Genomic DNA, 15922 nt, shown 5'->3' with positions numbered 1-15922 from the left:
GCGGCATGCAGGATCCGGCCGCCACGGCGCCGCCCGGCCTGGCCGGCCTGCGGAGCGCGGCGCACGCCGCCACGGTGCCCGAGGTGTGGGACTTCGTCGAGGGCGGCAGCGGCTGGGAGACGACGCTGTCCGCGAACCGGGCCGCCTTCGACGCGGTGACGCTGGTGCACCGGGTGATGACCGACACGGCCTCCGCCGACTGCGGCGGCCGGCTGCTGGGCACCGACGCCGCCATGCCGCTGCTCGTGGCGCCGATGGCCTACCAGCGCCTGCTGCACCCCGACGGCGAACTCGCCACCGCCCGGGCGGCCCACGCCGCCGGGGTGCCGTTCATCCTCAGCACCCTCAGCAGCCACCCGATCGAGGCGGTCGTCGAGACCGGCGCCGACGTGTGGTTCCAGCTGTACTGGCTGCGCGAGCGCCAGGCACGCGAGGCGCTGGTCGACCGGGCGGAGCAACTCGGTTGCCGGGCCCTCGTGGTGACCGTGGACGTGCCGGTCATGGGCCGGCGCTGGCGGGACGTGACCAACGGGTTCACGCTGCCCCCGCACGTCCGGGCCGCGCTGCTCGAGCCCGGACTCGACGACCTGGCGCACCGCCCGGCGTCCGGGGTGTCCGCGGTGGCCGCACACACCCGCGCGCTCTTAGGCGTCCCGACCCTGGCGGAGCTGGAACAGCTGCGCCGGCGGACGGAACTGCCCCTCGTGGTCAAGGGCATCCTGGACCCGCAGGACGCCCGACGGGCGGTGGAGTGCGGCGCGGACGCCGTGGTGGTGTCCAATCACGGCGGGCGCCAACTCGACGGCGCCGTACCGAGCATCGCCCAGCTGCCCGCGGTGGTCGAGGCGGTCGGCGGGCAGTGCGAGGTCCTGCTGGACAGCGGGGTGCGCACCGGCACGGACGTCCTGCGCGCGTTGGCACTCGGGGCGGCCGGGGTGCTGCTGGGCAGGCCCGTCCTGTGGGGCCTGGCCGCCGACGGTGAGAAGGGAGTCTCCGAGGTGCTGTCCGTCCTGCACGACGAGCTGCGCGAGGGCATGCTGCTCGCCGGCTGCGCCGACCTGGCCGCCGCGGCCGCTCTGCACGCCCGCAGGTGGGTGCCCGGTGCCTGACGATCGCCGCGCACCGGAAGCCGCCGGCCCGCAAGCCTCCGCCCCGGACCTCGCCGCCCCGGACGTCGCCGACCTGGACCTCGCCGACCTGCACGCCTCACTGGAGGACCCGGCGCTCGCCTCCATGACCTTCCTCAACGAGGTCACCGCGCGCTACCCGAACGCCCTGTCCTTCGCGCCGGGCCGGCCGACGGAGACCCACTTCGACGTCCGGGCGGTCCACCGCCACCTGGAGCGGTTCTGCGACCACCTGTCGACGGACCTCGGCTACGGCCCGGCCGAGGTGAGCCGCACGCTGTGCCAGTACGGACGGACCAGCGGCATCGTGCATCACCTCATCGCACGCCACCTCGAGGTGGACGAGGGGATGCACGTCGATCCCGAGTCGATCGTCGTCACCGTCGGCTGCCAGGAGGCGATGTTCCTGGCCCTGCGCAGTCTGCGCCGGGACGAGCGCGACGTCGTCCTGGCCGTGGCACCGACCTACGTGGGCCTGACCGGCGCGGCACGACTGGTCGACATGCCGGTGGTGCCGGTGGCGAGCGGTACCACCGGCATCGACCTCGCGGACCTGGCCGTGACGCTGCGCCAGGCCCGCGAGCGCGGACTGCGCCCCCGCGCCTGCTACATCGTGCCGGACTTCGCGAACCCGTCCGGGCTGCGCCTGGACCTCGGGACCCGCCGCGAACTGCTCGACCTGGCCGCCCGCGAAGGGATCCTCCTCCTGGAGGACAACCCGTACGGAATGTTCCACGACGGCTCCGGGCGCCTGCCCACGCTGAAGGCGCTCGACACCGACCGGACGGTGGTCTACCTCGGATCGTTCGCGAAGACCGTCCTCCCCGGCGCCAGGGTCGGCTACCTGGTGGCCGACCAGCGGGTGCGCGACGGGCGCGGGCAGGTCGGCGGATTCGCCGAGCAGCTCTCACGGATCAAGAGCATGGTCACCGTCAACACCTCGCCGATCTCGCAGGCCGTCATCGGCGGCGCCCTGCTGGAGAACGACTTCAGCCTGGCCCGGGCGACCTCCGGCGAACAGGAGATCTACCGACGCAATCTGGCGCACGTTCTGCGCGGCCTGGAAGCACGGTTCCAGCGGTGCCCGGACGTTTCCTGGAACACCCCGCACGGCGGTTTCTTCGTCGTCGTCAATGTGCCGTTCACCGCCGACGACGAATTGCTCGAAAGGTCCGGTCAGGAGTTCGGCGTGCTCTGGACTCCGATGTCGCATTTCTACGACGGAAAGGACGGCAAGAACCAGCTCCGGCTGTCCTGCAGTTCACTCTCCGGCGAACAATTGGAAGAAGGGTTGAACAGGCTTGCGACCCTTTTTGCCGACCTCGGTGTGCGTCATGTTGACAGGGACACCGCCTCGATGCCTGACTGTAGTAGCGTGAGCGCGGAGATCACAGTCGGGAGTTGAGTTGTTACACTGCAAAGCTGTCTGCAAACGCTACGGTGCAGGACGGTGGATCCTCAGCGATGTGGACATGAAGGTCTCCGCCGGCGACGCCGTCGCAGTGGTGGGCACCAACGGTTCCGGGAAGTCGACCCTGCTGAAGATCCTGGTCGGACTCTCCCAGCCCACGTCCGGCACGGTCTCGGGCCGACCGCCGACCGTCGGCTACGTACCGGACCGCTTCACGGCGCACGAACGCATCTCGGCGATCTCCTACCTCACCCACATGGGCCGCATCCGAGGCATGTCCACCGCCGCCGCCCGCGCCCGCGGAGGCGAACTGCTGGAGCGGCTCGCCCTCGTCGGCGGCCCGACCGCGTCGCTGCGCACGCTCTCCAAGGGCAACGCGCAGAAGGTCGCGCTGGCCCAGGCCCTGCTCGTCCGGCCCGACCTGCTCGTCTTCGACGAGCCCTGGTCGGGCCTGGACGCCTCGGCCCACGGCGTCCTGGGCGAGTTCATCGACGAGGTGGCCGGCCAAGGCGGCGCGGTGGTCTTCACCGACCACCGCGAGGCGATCACCGGGACGCACGCCACCGGCGCCTACGCCATCACCGACGGCCGGGTCACCTGGCGCGGCGGTGTGCACGCCGAGGGCCCCGCCCCGATGGTCGAACTGGTCCTGGCCGTGCCGGCCACCGGCGCCGTCCCGGCCCAGCTGGACTGGTACGCGCTCCCGGGCGTGGTCGACGCCGCCCGCCGGGGCCAGGGCATCATCCTGCGGGTGACCCGCGAGCACTCGGACACCGTACTGCTGACGGCACTGCAGCACCGCTGGTCGGTGGAGGCGGTGGCCAGGGCCGCGCACGACCACGGCTCCCGTACCGACGCCAGGAGTGTCGCCCTGTGATCCCCCTGGTCCGCTACATGTTCACGGTGCTGCTGCTCTCCCAGCGCTACCTCGCGCCGCTGCTTCTGTTCATCGGCCTGGCCGCCGTGCTGACCAGCAGCGACACCGGCCCGCTCGCCGCCACCTACTCCGCGGTGGCCGGGGCCATGCTGCTGTGCTCCACCTGGCTCACCATGGCGCTGATCGGCCTGGAGGACCCGCCGCACCGCGCGATCGTCGTCGTCAGCGCGGGCAGCCATCGCAGGGTCCTGCTCGGCTCGGTCGCGACCGCCGCCGCCTGGTGCCTGCTGCTGACGGTGGGCGGCCTGGCGCTGCCGCTGCTGTTCGGCACCCACACCGTCCGCTTCGCCGATCTGGTCCTCGGCACGGAGGCCCAGCTGATCTGCGCCTTCACCGGCATGGCCATCGGGCTGGTCTGCTCACGGCTGGTGTTCCGGCGGCAGGGCTACGCGCTCGTCGTCGCCCTGGTGCTGCTGCTGGCCGTCATGCTCGGCAAGGGCGTGTCGCCGGTCAACATCATGCTGACCGACCTCCAGCACACGACGAACTCGGCGGACGCCCTGGGCTCCACGGGTGTGCTGGTCGCCGCGGCCGCGGTGCTGCTCGCGGCGGGAACGGCCGTCACCCACGCGATCACCGTCAAGAAGAGCTGAGCCGAGAAGAATCCTGAAGGGACGTCCCGCGCGGGTGCGGGACGTCCCTTCGTTCGCTCACCCGCTCACGCTGCCGACTCGCTCGCGACACCGGGGATCTCCCGCACCGAGCGCAGTTCGGAGCGGAGCAGCACGACCGTCGCGGCCGCCGACGCCAGCCCGGTCAGCACGAGCGCCCATCCGGTGCCGGCCTTCGGGCCCAGGGCGCCGCCCAGGACATCGGTGGCCACCCCGCCCAGCAGGGCTCCGAGCGGCATCGCGCAGAAGTTGATGGTCCGTGACGTCGCGTGCACCCGGCCGAGCAGATCCGGCCTGATCACCGACTGCCGCAAGGTGGTGATCGTGGCGTTCCACACCGGCACCCACACCGAGGCTGCCGCGCCGACCACCACCAGGGTCGGCACGGCCGGCAGCCACAGGGCCAGCGGGGCGGCGGCCCACACGGCTCCGGAGGCGCAGGCGGCGGCGAGGGTCGTCCCGAGGCCGAAGCGGGCCAGCAGCCGGTCCGCCATCCACGCGCCGCCGACCCCGCCGAGGCCCACCAGGGTGAAGAGCACCCCGACCGTCCCGGGCGGGAGCCCGAGGGTCCGGTAGGCGAAGAGCAGCGACACCGTCGAGGCGGCCGCGTTGCCCAGGTTCCGCAGCACGGCGGCCACCGTCGTGGGGCGCAGCAGCGGGTGCTGCCACAGGGCCGCGACGCCCTCCTTCATCTCGGCGAACATCGAAGCCCCCGGCTGCCGTGGCGGCGCCGGGGGCTCCGGGGTGCGAAGGCTCATGAGCGTCAGGATCGGGAGGACGAAGGTGGCGGCGACCACCGCCAGCGCCGTCGTACCGGAGAGGTACTGGCCGAGCAGGCCGCCCAGGGCGGGCGCGCCGAGCATGGCGAGGGAGGTGGACACCTCCAGCCTGGCGTTCGCCCGCGGCAGCATCTCCCTCGGCAGCAGGGTCGGCAGGTGCGACTGGTTGGCGACGTCGTAGAGGACGCCGAACGAACCGGCGGCGAGCGCCGCCACGCACAGTTCCGCCATGCCCAGCACCCCGGCGGCGGCGGCCAGGGGGATCGCGGCGAGCGCCAGCATCGTGCCCGCGGTCGACCACATCATGGCCGGCCTGCGCCGCCGCCGGTCCATCACGACACCGGCGAAGAGCGCCAGCACCGGATAGGGAGCAGTGCCCACGGCATTCAGCAGGCCGACGCCGAGATCGGACGCGTGGAACAGGACGATGGCGGTGGTCGGAAAGAGAAAGATCGCCACCTGGTGGCCCATGACGCTCACGGTCTGGCCGAGCCAGTACGCGCGGAAATCACGGCGGGCCGAAAGGTTTGTCCGTTCGGTGGAAAGGTTCGGATCGCCGGCCGCCACGCGATCCGCGAGCGCGTCGTTATCCGCCCTTTCCGCCCTTTCCGTCCTTTGCGGGCTGGTCATTTTCCCTCCCCGTTCCGGTCGGTGTCCACCGACACGTCCGGGAAATTCAAACACGCGACATCGGAAACGTCGACCGGGTCCTGGAAATGCGGGATAAAGCCGGTGAACCCGATTCGGAAGACGATTCGGCCCGGGTGCGGGACGAACGAGGCTCCCCGGCGGTCGAGTGAGCTGTCTGACGTCTCAACTGTTCCGCCGGGGAGCCTCGTTGGTCACCCGTCCTGCCGTACGCGCTCGTCGAGTGGGCGGTGTCGGGCGATCAGCGCACCGGCAGCGTCAGCTCGGCCGGGTCGGCCGTGGTCGAGCCGAAGGTCACCTGGGAGCCGAGCGGGGTCTCCCCGCCGTACAGGGCGTCCCGGGTGCCCAGCACCAGGGCCAGGCGGTGGCCGGCCGGCACGTCGTACGCCGTGGCGAAGAGCGGGACGTCCAGCGGGAAGGGCTGCCCGGGCGTCCGTCCGGACCAGCTCTGCGGCGCGTGCGAGACCAGCCGGCCGATGCCGAGCGCGTCCACGTCATAGAGGTAGGCGACGACCGTGCCCTGCGGGGTCGACGCGGTGACCGTGCTGTGCACCCGGGCGACGCCGCGCAGCGACAGGCCCTGCGGGTAGGGCTGCGACGTCCGGACGACGGCGGCCGAGCGGGCCAGCAGCGGGACGGCCACGGTCGGCGGCTGGTGCACCGCCTGGTCGACCAGCCCGGACAGCAGGGCGACGCCGCCGCTCGCGCCGGAGGGGGTGCCGCCGAGCACGGTGCTCTGCCACGTGACGGAGGCCGGATCGCCGTGGGCGTCGGCGCCGAGGGTGTCGGCGCCGACCGCGAGGCGCTCGGTGCGGGAGCTGACGGACTGCCAGTCGGCGTGGCTCTCGGGCACGCCGGAGGGGCGGACGTCGAGCTGGACCGGCTGCGTGCGGCTGCCCGGGGCCGGGGCTCCCTTGACGTACTGGTCGAGCCACGAACGCGCGCTGTCCCAGGTGGCGTTGGACAGTCCGAGCAGTCCGGTGAACTCCTGGCTCGCGTGGTCGCCGGGGCGCAGTTCGAGGCGCTTGGGCACGGTCAGCCGCTGGTAGAAGTCGGCGACCTGGCTGGGGTTGAAGAAGCTGTCGCCCCAGGCGTTGGCCATCAGGACGGCGGTGCCGTTCGCGTTGATCCGGTCCAGGTAGCGCGCGGGGGAGCGGGTGTCCGCCCAGTCGATGACCTCGGGCAGGTCGCGGTCGGCGAAGAGGTCGTCCAGCACCCGCGCGAACTCGGGGCTCTTGCGGCCGGTCGGAGCCTGGATGCCGGCGAGCACGGCCGCCGCTTGCAGGTGCCGGGTCTGCCCGCTGTAGAGCGAGTCGGTGAGGTCGCCCCAGCCGCTGAGCGAGGCGACGGCCTTGATCCGCGGATCGAAGGCGGCGCCGAGCAGGGTCAGGCCGCCGCCCAGTGAGAGCCCCACCATGCCGACCCGGTCCGGGTCGGCCGGGGTGTGTGCGAGCGCCCAGTCGATCACCGTGGAGATGTCCGCGACGTCCTTGGGCCCGGCGACGTCGACCTCCCCGCCGGAGCCCCAGAAGCCCCGCACCGTGTAGGTGACGACGACGTACCCTTCGGCGGCGAGCGCACGGCCCTGGGCGACGTACTCCAGGTCGTTCTGCCCCCAGCTGGCCGGCTGCACCACCAGCGGGTAGCGCCCCTGGGGATCGGCCCACGGCGTCCCGGGGGCCGGGGTGAACACGTCGGCCTTGAGGACGACGCCGTCCTTCGCCGGGATGTCGGCCAGCCGGAACGACCCGACGCCCACCGCGGCCCCGGACGGCGCCTCCGCGACGGCGGGCTGTGCGACGGCGGGCTGTGCGACGGCGGCCCCGCCGAGGGCGAGCGTCGCCGCGAGGACGGCGCTCGCCGTCCGGCGTCCACGGCTGGGGGTGGGTCGTTCCATGACGTGCTCCATCTGTGCTCGTACTGCTTGACTGCCGGAGCGTAGCCAGCTGACGAAACCTCAGGGGAGATGATGATCAGCCAAATTACCAGCCAGTAACACCGGTGATGCCCGGACGGTCCGGGAGAGCCGAGAGCCAGGACATTCCGATCACATGCCGGCTCCGGGGCCGCCCGGCTGGCGGCCGGGAAGCGAGGCGGGACGATGGAGTGAACCCCATCCATCAGGTGCGGCGGGAGGAGGTGGCCGGATGGACGCCGGGCACGCGGAGCCGTCGGGTGCCGTCCCGCCGGAGCGGGATCCCGGACTGGAGGCCGGTGGGCTGCTGGACGTCCTGGGCGTCGCCGCGGTGGTGCTGGACGCGGAGGGGCGGATCGTGCTGTGGAGCCCGCAGGCCGAGGACCTCTTCGGCTACCCGGCCGCGGAGGCCCTCGGGCACCCGGCCGCCCGGGTGCTGGTCGAGGAGCGGCTCCTGGACCGGGTGCTGGAACCGTTCGCGAAGGTGATGGCCGGCGGCGGGGCGTGGGCCGGGGTCCTCCCGGTCCGACACAAGGACGGGTCCACGCTGCTGGTCGAGTTCCGCAACATGCGCCTGGAGGACGAGAGCGGCCGGTCCTACGCGCTCGGCCTGGCCTCGGACCAGGCCACGCTGCGGCGCCTCGAACGGGACCTCGCACTGTCGCTGCGCCTGGTGGAGCAGTCCCCGATCGGGCTGTCCGTGATGGACACCGAGCTGCGCTTCGTCCTGGTCAACCCGGCGCTGGAACGCATCAACGGACTGCCCGCCGCCCGGCACCTGGGCCGCACCGTCCGGGAAGCCCTGCCGTTCCTGGACACCGAGGCGATCGAGGCGGCCATGCGGGAGGTGCTGGCCACCGGGTCGCCGCTGCTGAACCAGTTCACCACCGGACACACCCGCGCCGACCCCGGCGTCGAGCACGCCTGGTCGGCGTCCTTCCACCGGCTGGAGGACCCCGCGCACCGGGTGATCGGCGTCGCCGTCTCGGTCGTCGACGTCACCGAGCAGCACCGGGCGGCCACCGCCGCGGCGGCGGCCCGGCGGCGCCTGACCGTGATCGCCGACGCCTCCGAGCGCATCGGCACCACCCTCGATCTCGACGTCACCGCACGCGAGCTCGCCGACGTCCTCGTCCCGGAATTCGCCGACATCGCGGCCGTCGACATCCTGGAGGACATCCTCACCGACAGCGCGCCGACGGAGGACCGGAAACGTCCGGCCCTGTTCCGCGCCCTCGCTGTCAAGGCCGCCCACCCCACGCCCGCCGTCGAGGCCGCCGATCCGGTCGGGCAGATCGCCCGCTACGACGCGACCCGCCTGGTCACCCGCTGTGCCCGTACCGGCCGCCCGATCCTGCTGGCCCGCGTCACCGACCGTGACCTGCCGCGCATCGCCCGCGACGCGGAGGCGGTCGAGCTGCTCCGGCAGGCCGGGATCCACTCCTACCTGGCCGTGCCGCTGCGCGCCCGCGGCCAGGTCCTGGGTGCGCTCGATCTCAAACGGGCCCGCAACAAGCAGCCGTTCGACCATGACGACGTGGTCCTGGCCGGTGAACTGGCCGCCCGCGCCGCCGTCGCCATCGACAACGCCCGCTGGTACCAACGCCAGCGCCACGCCGCGCTCGCCCTCCAGCGGCACCTGCTGCCCGGCCCGCCCCCGCAGCCGCCCGGGCTGGAGGTCGCCTACCGCTACCAGCCGGCCTCCGGCGTCGGCGAGGTCGGCGGCGACTGGTTCGACGTCATCCCGCTGACCGCCGACCGGACCGCGCTGGTCGTCGGCGACGTGATGGGAAGCGGCATCACCGCCGCCGCCACGATGGGCCAACTCCGCACCGCCGCAAGGACACTGGCCGGCCTCGACCTGGAGCCGGCCGCCGTCCTCACCCACCTCGACAGCATCGCCGCCGGTCTCGGAGAGTCCATCGCCACCTGCGTCTACGCCCTCTACGACCCGCGCCACCACCGCTGTCGCATCGCCATCGCCGGCCACCTGCCCCCGGTCCACACCCACCCGGGCCGCCGGCCGGTCCTGCTCGACCTGCCCACCGGCGCACCCCTGGGCGTCGGCGGGATCGCCTTCCACGACACCCCGATCGACCTCAGGACCGGCGACGAACTCGTCTTCTACACCGACGGGCTGGTGGAGACCCGCGACCACGACATCGACGTGCGGCTCACGGCCCTCACCGACCTCCTCGGCCGGCCCCGCAGTTCCCCGGAGGAGACCTGCGACCTCCTCCTCGGCGCCCTGCACCACCAGGGTGGGAACGACGACATCGCCCTCCTGGTCGCCCGGGTCCGGCCGCTGTCGCACGCGGCCGGACCCGCGCGTCGCTGAACCGGTGCGTCGATGAACCGGCGCGTCGCTGAACCGGTGCGATGCCTCGGGCGGGGCGGGTGGACGGGTGCGTCAGCTGTCCCGGCGGCTGTCCCGGCGGGAGAGACGGCTCCGCACGGAGTCCAGCGTGGTGGCGATGAGAAGCGACTCCTCGAGCGGGACGAGGTGGGCGGAGGTGTCGCCGTCCGCCGCGGCGTCCATCGCCTCGACCATGAGGCGGTACGGGTCCTGGGCCGGGTAGTGGCGCCGGCCCCCGACGGTGGACGTGAGCGTGCTGGGGGCGGCGCCGGCGCAGAAGGCCGGTGGGGTGAGGGTGATCGAGCCGCTCGTGCCGGTGGTGGTGAAGGTCTCGGCCATGCCGCCCACGAGCGAGCAGCCGACCTCGGCCGTCCCCCGGTCGGGGAACTCGAGCAGGAAGCGGGTGGCCGAGTCGGCGGAGCCGGGCCGCCAGTGGTCCTGCTCGGCCCGGACGACCCTCGGGGTCCGCCAGCCGAAGGCGGCGAGGGCGGCCGAGACGGCGTAGTAGCCGACGTCGTAGAGGGCGCCGCCGCCGAGGGCGGCGTCGAGGCGGTAGTTGCCGGGAGCGGGGGCGAGGCCGTCGAACCGGGCGGTGACGGTGTGGACGGTGCCGATCGCGCCGCGGGTGATCATGGACTCGAGGTCGCGGGTGCGCGGGTGCCAGCGGTTCCAGGCGGCCTCGACGAGCAGTCGGCCGGCGGCGCGGGCGGTGGCCGTCATGGCGGTGACCTCCGCGGCGGTCAGCCCGAGCGGCTTCTCGCACAGGACGTGCTTGCCCGCGCGCAGGGCGCGGTCCACCCACGGGCGGTGGGCGCTGTTGTGGAGCGCGACGTAGACGATGTCGACGGCGGGGTCGTCCAGCAGCTCCTCGTAGCGGGTGTACACCCGCGCGGGGTCGAGCGCCCGGGCCCGCCGGGAGTCGGTCGCGGCGACGGCGTGCAGGCGCGGCCCGTCGGCCGCGTGGACGGCGGGTGCGAGGCTGGAGGCGGCGATCGAACCGGCGCCCAGGAAACCCCAGTTGGCCATGGTCAGTCCTCCTCCGTCGTTGTCGTTGCCGTTGCCGTTGCCGTCGTCGTCCTCGTGGTCGCTGTCGTCATGGCGGAGGCCAGGTCCAGGACGAGGGAGCTCCAGCCGAAGGAGCGCGCGCCGTGCCCGGCGGCGTCCTCCGGCCCGTAGCACTCCCGGGTGCCCGAGGCCGCGACGAGCGCGCAGGTGCGGGCCGCGAGGGTGTCGGCTTCCGTGCGGTAGCCGCGCTTGCGCAGCCCCCAGTACAGGTACCAGTTGAGGTTGACCCAGCTGGAGCCGCGGAAGATGGCGCCGGTGCGGAACGAGGCGTCGTACGACGGCTCGGTGGCGGCGACGCTGGGTATCGGATGGGGACGCCAGAACTCCCGCTCGTTCAGCAGGTGTTGTTCGATGACCCGGCGGGCGGCGGTTTCCGGTACCGAGTCGAGGAGGATGGGCAGGAGCGAACTGGCGGTGAGGACGTCACTGCGTTCGCCGGCGACGAGGTCGAGGTCCTGGAAGGCGCCGGTGGCCTCGTCCCAGCAGTGCCGCATCAGCGCGGTGCCGATCGCGCGGGACTCCCCGGCCAGCCGCTCCGCCGTACGCCCGTTCGATTCGACCGTTCGGGCGAGCCGGGCCAGGCAGGCCAGCCCGTCGGCGTAGACGGTGTTGACGAGCACGTCGTTCCAGACGAACAGCCTCCGGTCACGGAGCGGGGTCTCGGGCGTGCGGGAGGGGGAGGCGTAGGCCGTGATGAGCGACCGCATCGCGCGGTGCCAGGCGGTGTGCACGGCGTCCTCGGCGGCCGACTGGATACCGAGGGCGGCGTCGTACTTGGGACTGCTGTCCAGTCCGGACTCGTCGGGCTGGTAGATCTCGAGGAGTCCGGTGCCGGGGCTCGTGCGATGGTCCCTGAGCCAGCCGAAGAAGGCGAGCGTCGGTGGCAGGACGCGACGCAGCCAGAGGTCGTCGCCGGTGGCCCGGTACACCCGCTCGACGGCCCGGGCCACCACGGGCGGTGCGATGGTGACGGACCGCCACCCCTCCCAGAGGTCGATCCTGAAGTCCGCGGTGGCGCGCGGCCGGAGGTCGTCCTGCCACAGGACCATGTGCGGGAGGAAGCCGGTCGGGGTGACCGCGCCGAGCAGGGAGCGCAGTTCGTCCCGGGCCCGGACCGCGTCGACGTGGGTGAGGGCGATGGCGTGGAAGCTGCTGTCCCAGGCCCACTGGAAGGGGTAGCTGTCGGGGGAGGGGCAGGTGAAGTCGTAGGGGCGCTGGGCCGCCCGGGAGAAGCCGGTGCGGTGGTTGCGGGCCAGGGTGTCGCGGGCCACTGCGGAGCTCTGGGCGATGCTCTCGGAGCTCTCGGCGCGGCTGTCCGCGCTCTCGGTGCGCTCAGTGACGGACATGCGGGGTGACTCCCGTGGAGGACACATGGGCAGGGGCGGTCGTGGGGGCGGGGCGCCGTCGCCGGGCGGCGAGCAGCAGTGCGGCGAGCGGCAGCAGGCAGCCGGCGAGGCCGAAGGCCGAGCGGACGCCGAGGCGGTCGGACAGCGTGCCGAGCAGCAGGGGCGCAAGCATGATGCAGGTGCTGACCGCGAGTTGGACGCGGGCCGTGGCCTGGTCGGTGCGGCCGGGCGCAGCGCTCACCGCGAGCGCGAGGGTCAGCGGGAAGAGGTTGGCGACCCCCAGTCCGCCGATGATCAGGCCCAGCAGGGCGAGCCAGGTGGTGGAGGCGAGCCACAGCAGGAGGAACCCGGTGGCGGCGACGGTCAGGGAGCCGGCGACCAGCGCGGCCGAGCGGGCGGAGCGGGCCCCGGCCGTCAGCCTGCTCCCCGCCAGGCGGCCGGCCAGCTCGCCGCCGTAGAACAGGGCGAGCGCCGCCGATGCCTGACTGTCCGTCAGGTGGATGGCGTTGGCGAGAAGGGGCGCGGCGTAGTAGGCGAGGCAGAACTCGAAGCCCACGACGAGACCGCACAGGGCGGCGCGGAGCGGGAACGCGCCCGTCGGCCGGTCGGCCTCCGCCGGGTGGACGGTGGTGGTGGTCGGGGCAGTCGGTGCGTCGGGTGCGTCGGGTGCGTCGGGTGCGTCGGGGACGGCGGGGGTGCGTGGGCGCAGCGGCTCGTTGCGGAGCGCCGGGTACATGGCCGCCAGTGCGAGGACGGGCAGCACCAGGCACCAGTTCCAGGCCGCCCCGGCACTCTCCAGGCCGCTGATGACCAGGGGTGCGGCGAGTGCGCTGACGCTCGCGGCGGCGTTGGCCTCGACCAGGGCCCGCGCCCGGAGTGACTCGTCCGCGCCGTGGTGCTCGGCCAGCACCGCCAGGGCCGTGGTCTGCAGCAGCGCCCCGCCGATGCCGCCCAGGACGGCCGCACCGAGCGTGACGGCGGCCGACAGCGCGGTCGCCAGGAGGAGCGACCCCAGGGCGAGGGCCGCGAGCGCGGACCAGAACAGCATCCGGTGGCCCACCCGCGTCCGGAGCCGGCGGAACAGCAGGTTGGTGAGGATCGCACCGGCGGCGAAGGCCGTGGAGTGCAGGCTCATCAGCGCGTAGCTCAGCCGCAGGTCGTGGCGCAGGAGCGGCAGCAGTGGGCCGAGCGCGTACAGGAGGTAGGCGTACACGGCCAGTCCGCCGTAGGCCGTGGTGGTCAGCCGGTCCCGGACGAAGGCGGGGGGCCGGTGAACCGGGGCGACCGGTAAGTCGGTGCCGGGGTCGGTGCCGGTCACCCCGGTATCCCGGTCTGCTCGGCGAAGGGACCGTCGGCCCGGACGGTGTCGGCCCGGACGGCGTCGGCGGGTAAGCCGACGGGGACGGAGTCGGCCGCGGCGGCCGTGCGGCGCACGTGGTCGAGGAGGACGGACGGGGCGAGCAGCGAGGTCTTCATCGAGGCGCCCCGCCCGTAGCCGGTGAACGCCTCGCGGACGGCGTCCTCGTCGTCGATACAGGCACGGGTGGTGATCAGTGGGGCGGGGTCGACCAGGCCCGACTCGACGAGCCGCAGGGCCACGGCGGTGACGTGCGCGGAGCGGGCCATCGGGAACGAGCGGACGTCGAAGGGGGTGGAGAGCAGCTTGAGGCCCTTGGCCAGGATCATCCAGGTGTTGAGCCGCTGCGGGACGGCCGTCGCGCCGTAGATGACGTACGAGCCGCCGGGGCGCAACAGGCCCATCGCGATCTCCCGGATGTCCTTGTCCGGGGCGTCGGCCTGCCCGGCCGAGCGGGCCGGCGCCGAGATGTGGGGCAGCGCGTCGAACACGTAGTCCGCGTACTGGTCGTGGTGCTCGCGCACGTACGCTTCGAGCTCCGGCGCCTGGGTGTCCGTGTTGAAGGCGTGGGAGGCCCCGTGCCGCAGCGCGACAGCCATCCGGTCGCTGTTGCGGTCCAGCACGGTGATCGAGCCGGCGCCGAGGTGGCGGTGCAGCACCTGGACGGCAAGCTGGGCGCTGGGGCCGCAGCCGAGGACGACGCAGGTGTCGCCCGGCTTCGGCGGGTTGAGCAGTAACGACCGCAGGACCGAGGTCAGCGGCTCGATCACGGAGGCCAGGTCCGAGGGCACGTGCGCCGGCAGGACGACGGCCGCGGCCTGGTCGGCGTCGTAGAAGTTGCGCCCGGTGTACCAGGCCGTCTCCACGCCGAGCCGTCCCGGGAAGAGCGGCCGCAGCGCCCGGTACTCGGCCATCCCGCCGAAGTCGGTCTGTCCCCAGTAGGTCACCCGGTCGCCCGGTAGTACGTCGTCCCGGAGTCGCTTGCCGACCTCGACGACCCTTCCCACGTATTCGTGTCCGGGAATGATCGGCCAGGCTTCCGGAAAGAGGTGGCCGCGGAAGTAGGAGACGTCGGTCGAACAGATGGAAACCGCCTCGGTCTGCAGCAGGATTTCGTCCTCACGGCATTCCGGATCAGGCACCAGGGTGCGGTTGATTTCCCCGGGAGAGGTCATCAGGTACGCGTACACGGCTTTTCCCTCCACGCATGAAAGTGTCTTCCACTACTGGAATCGGATCGGGTCGTATCGCCCGCTCGGGCCGTACTGCCCGCCGATCGTGCAGTTCCCCGTCGGAAATTTCTCCCACGTGGTCGACATCCGCGTCATCCGTGCGGCCCGAGAGCCGCACGGATGACGGGATGACCAGGTGATCTCGGCAGATCGCCTCAGGAATCGCCTCAGGAATCGACCTCGAAGGCGACGTCCAGGGCGTATCTGTCGCCCACGTACCGGGATTCGGTGAGTTCCAGGGGCTGTTCGTCCTGGTCCACGATGAGGCGCTGTTCGACGAGCAGGGCGGTGCCCGGAGCCACCGCCAGCAGCTCCGCCTCCCGCTCGCCGGCCGCGGCGGCCCTGATGGACGCGTGTCCGCGGGTCGGCGTCCGGCCGAGCCCGGCGAGCGCCTCGTGCATCGACGCCGTGCGGAAGTCGACCTCCAGCAGGGCGGCGAGGGCCTCGGGGAACACCGCCCGCTCCAGTGCGGTCGGGACCCCGTCGGCCAACCGCACCCGGCTGACCTCCACGACCTGTGCGGATTTCCGCAGCCGGAGCCGGTGGATCTCCTCCGGCAGGGCAGCCCGGAGACTCGCCGAAATCAGTTGTGACGAGGGCTTGCGGCCCTGTCTGCGCATTTCCTCGCTGAATCGGACCAGGTTTTCCGCGCGACGGTGGGTCGGCGGTTCCGCGACAAATGTCCCGCGCCCGGGGATCCGGTACACCAGGCCTTCCGTGACGAGCCCTTGAACGGCCGCTCGGGCAGTCATGCGGCTCACCCCGAATTCCTCGCACAAATCCGTCTCCGACGGGAGCGGGTCGTGCGGTCGATGCTCGGCGATCCGGTTTCGGAGGGCCTGTTCGATCCGGTGGTACCTGGGCGCGAAATCCGTTTCCAAAAGGGGCCCTCCGAAATTGAGAATACGCCGTCTAGCTGTCTAGTCAACCAGCGTAGACCAGTACAGAGCGGGACATTCCACGGTGAAATACGCCAAGGGCAAGAGGCGTGCACTGTGATGTCCGCCATATGTGTTCCTGCCCCGATCTCCGGGTCGGCTGTATAGACAGCTAGACAGCCTGAGGTTACCGTCGGACTGTCCGCGCTGTCGCGCCCTGACCGGTGCGACGCGAAACGCCTCACCCCTAGGACAGGCTC

At 72.5% G+C, this 15922-nt stretch carries 12 protein-coding genes; 5 read left to right on the top strand and 7 right to left on the bottom strand.

Annotation, left to right across the window (positions count from 1 at the left end; genetic code table 11):
• Positions 1-5: 5 nt before the first annotated feature.
• The 4 genes from ACZ52J_RS16565 to ACZ52J_RS16550 all read left to right on the top strand — a co-directional run bounded on the left by ACZ52J_RS16565 (position 6) and on the right by ACZ52J_RS16550 (position 4068).
• On the top strand, positions 6-1109 hold the full coding sequence (locus ACZ52J_RS16565) for an alpha-hydroxy acid oxidase (protein WP_465619426.1): 1104 nt from the start codon (positions 6-8) through the stop codon (positions 1107-1109).
• Positions 1102-2532, top strand: a complete 1431-nt coding sequence (locus tag ACZ52J_RS16560; protein ID WP_465619424.1) for an aminotransferase-like domain-containing protein — start codon at positions 1102-1104, stop codon at positions 2530-2532. Before ACZ52J_RS16565 ends, ACZ52J_RS16560 begins: the two co-directional genes overlap by 8 nt.
• A 61-nt stretch (positions 2533-2593) precedes the next feature.
• Positions 2594-3415 (top strand): ATP-binding cassette domain-containing protein, encoded by an 822-nt coding sequence (locus ACZ52J_RS16555; protein ID WP_465619422.1) that lies wholly within the window; start codon positions 2594-2596, stop codon positions 3413-3415.
• Positions 3412-4068, top strand: a complete 657-nt coding sequence (locus tag ACZ52J_RS16550) for a hypothetical protein (RefSeq protein WP_465619420.1) — start codon at positions 3412-3414, stop codon at positions 4066-4068. Before ACZ52J_RS16555 ends, ACZ52J_RS16550 begins: the two co-directional genes overlap by 4 nt.
• A gap of 65 nt (positions 4069-4133) precedes the next feature.
• Here ACZ52J_RS16550 and ACZ52J_RS16545 read toward each other — a convergent pair whose 3' ends face one another.
• Positions 4134-5495, bottom strand: a complete 1362-nt coding sequence (locus tag ACZ52J_RS16545) for an MFS transporter (RefSeq protein ID WP_465619418.1) — start codon at positions 5493-5495, stop codon at positions 4134-4136.
• 259 nt (positions 5496-5754) lie between these two features.
• A complete protein-coding gene (locus ACZ52J_RS16540) occupies positions 5755-7410 on the bottom strand; it encodes a CocE/NonD family hydrolase (protein ID WP_465619416.1) in 1656 nt (551 codons plus the stop codon).
• Positions 7411-7660: 250 nt separating this feature from the next.
• Here ACZ52J_RS16540 and ACZ52J_RS16535 point away from each other — a divergent pair, with 250 nt between their 5' ends.
• Positions 7661-9766 (top strand): SpoIIE family protein phosphatase, encoded by a 2106-nt coding sequence (locus tag ACZ52J_RS16535; RefSeq protein WP_465619414.1) that lies wholly within the window; start codon positions 7661-7663, stop codon positions 9764-9766.
• A gap of 72 nt (positions 9767-9838) precedes the next feature.
• Here the strand turns inward: ACZ52J_RS16535 and ACZ52J_RS16530 are convergent, their stop codons facing one another.
• The 5 genes from ACZ52J_RS16530 to ACZ52J_RS16510 all read right to left on the bottom strand — a co-directional run bounded on the left by ACZ52J_RS16530 (position 9839) and on the right by ACZ52J_RS16510 (position 15665).
• The gene (locus ACZ52J_RS16530) at positions 9839-10810 is read right to left on the bottom strand and encodes a Gfo/Idh/MocA family protein (protein WP_465619412.1); all 972 of its coding nucleotides are present in this window, start codon (positions 10808-10810) and stop codon (positions 9839-9841) included.
• Positions 10811-10812: 2 nt separating this feature from the next.
• Positions 10813-12195: an amylo-alpha-1,6-glucosidase gene (locus tag ACZ52J_RS16525; protein WP_465619410.1), complete on the bottom strand. Its 1383-nt coding sequence runs from the start codon at positions 12193-12195 to the stop codon at positions 10813-10815.
• On the bottom strand, positions 12182-13513 hold the full coding sequence (locus ACZ52J_RS16520; RefSeq protein ID WP_465619408.1) for an MFS transporter: 1332 nt from the start codon (positions 13511-13513) through the stop codon (positions 12182-12184). Before ACZ52J_RS16520 ends, ACZ52J_RS16525 begins: the two co-directional genes overlap by 14 nt.
• On the bottom strand, positions 13510-14757 hold the full coding sequence (locus ACZ52J_RS16515) for a zinc-dependent alcohol dehydrogenase (RefSeq protein WP_465619406.1): 1248 nt from the start codon (positions 14755-14757) through the stop codon (positions 13510-13512). The genes ACZ52J_RS16520 and ACZ52J_RS16515 overlap by 4 nt, the downstream gene beginning before the upstream one ends.
• A gap of 194 nt (positions 14758-14951) precedes the next feature.
• The gene (locus tag ACZ52J_RS16510) at positions 14952-15665 is read right to left on the bottom strand and encodes a GntR family transcriptional regulator (RefSeq protein WP_465619404.1); all 714 of its coding nucleotides are present in this window, start codon (positions 15663-15665) and stop codon (positions 14952-14954) included.
• Between the last annotated feature and the right edge of the window lie 257 nt (positions 15666-15922).

Source organism: Kitasatospora sp. NPDC034035 (assembly GCF_055575755.1).
Note: the sequence above shows the minus strand (reverse complement) of the source record. Positions and strands in the feature narration are given on the sequence as shown.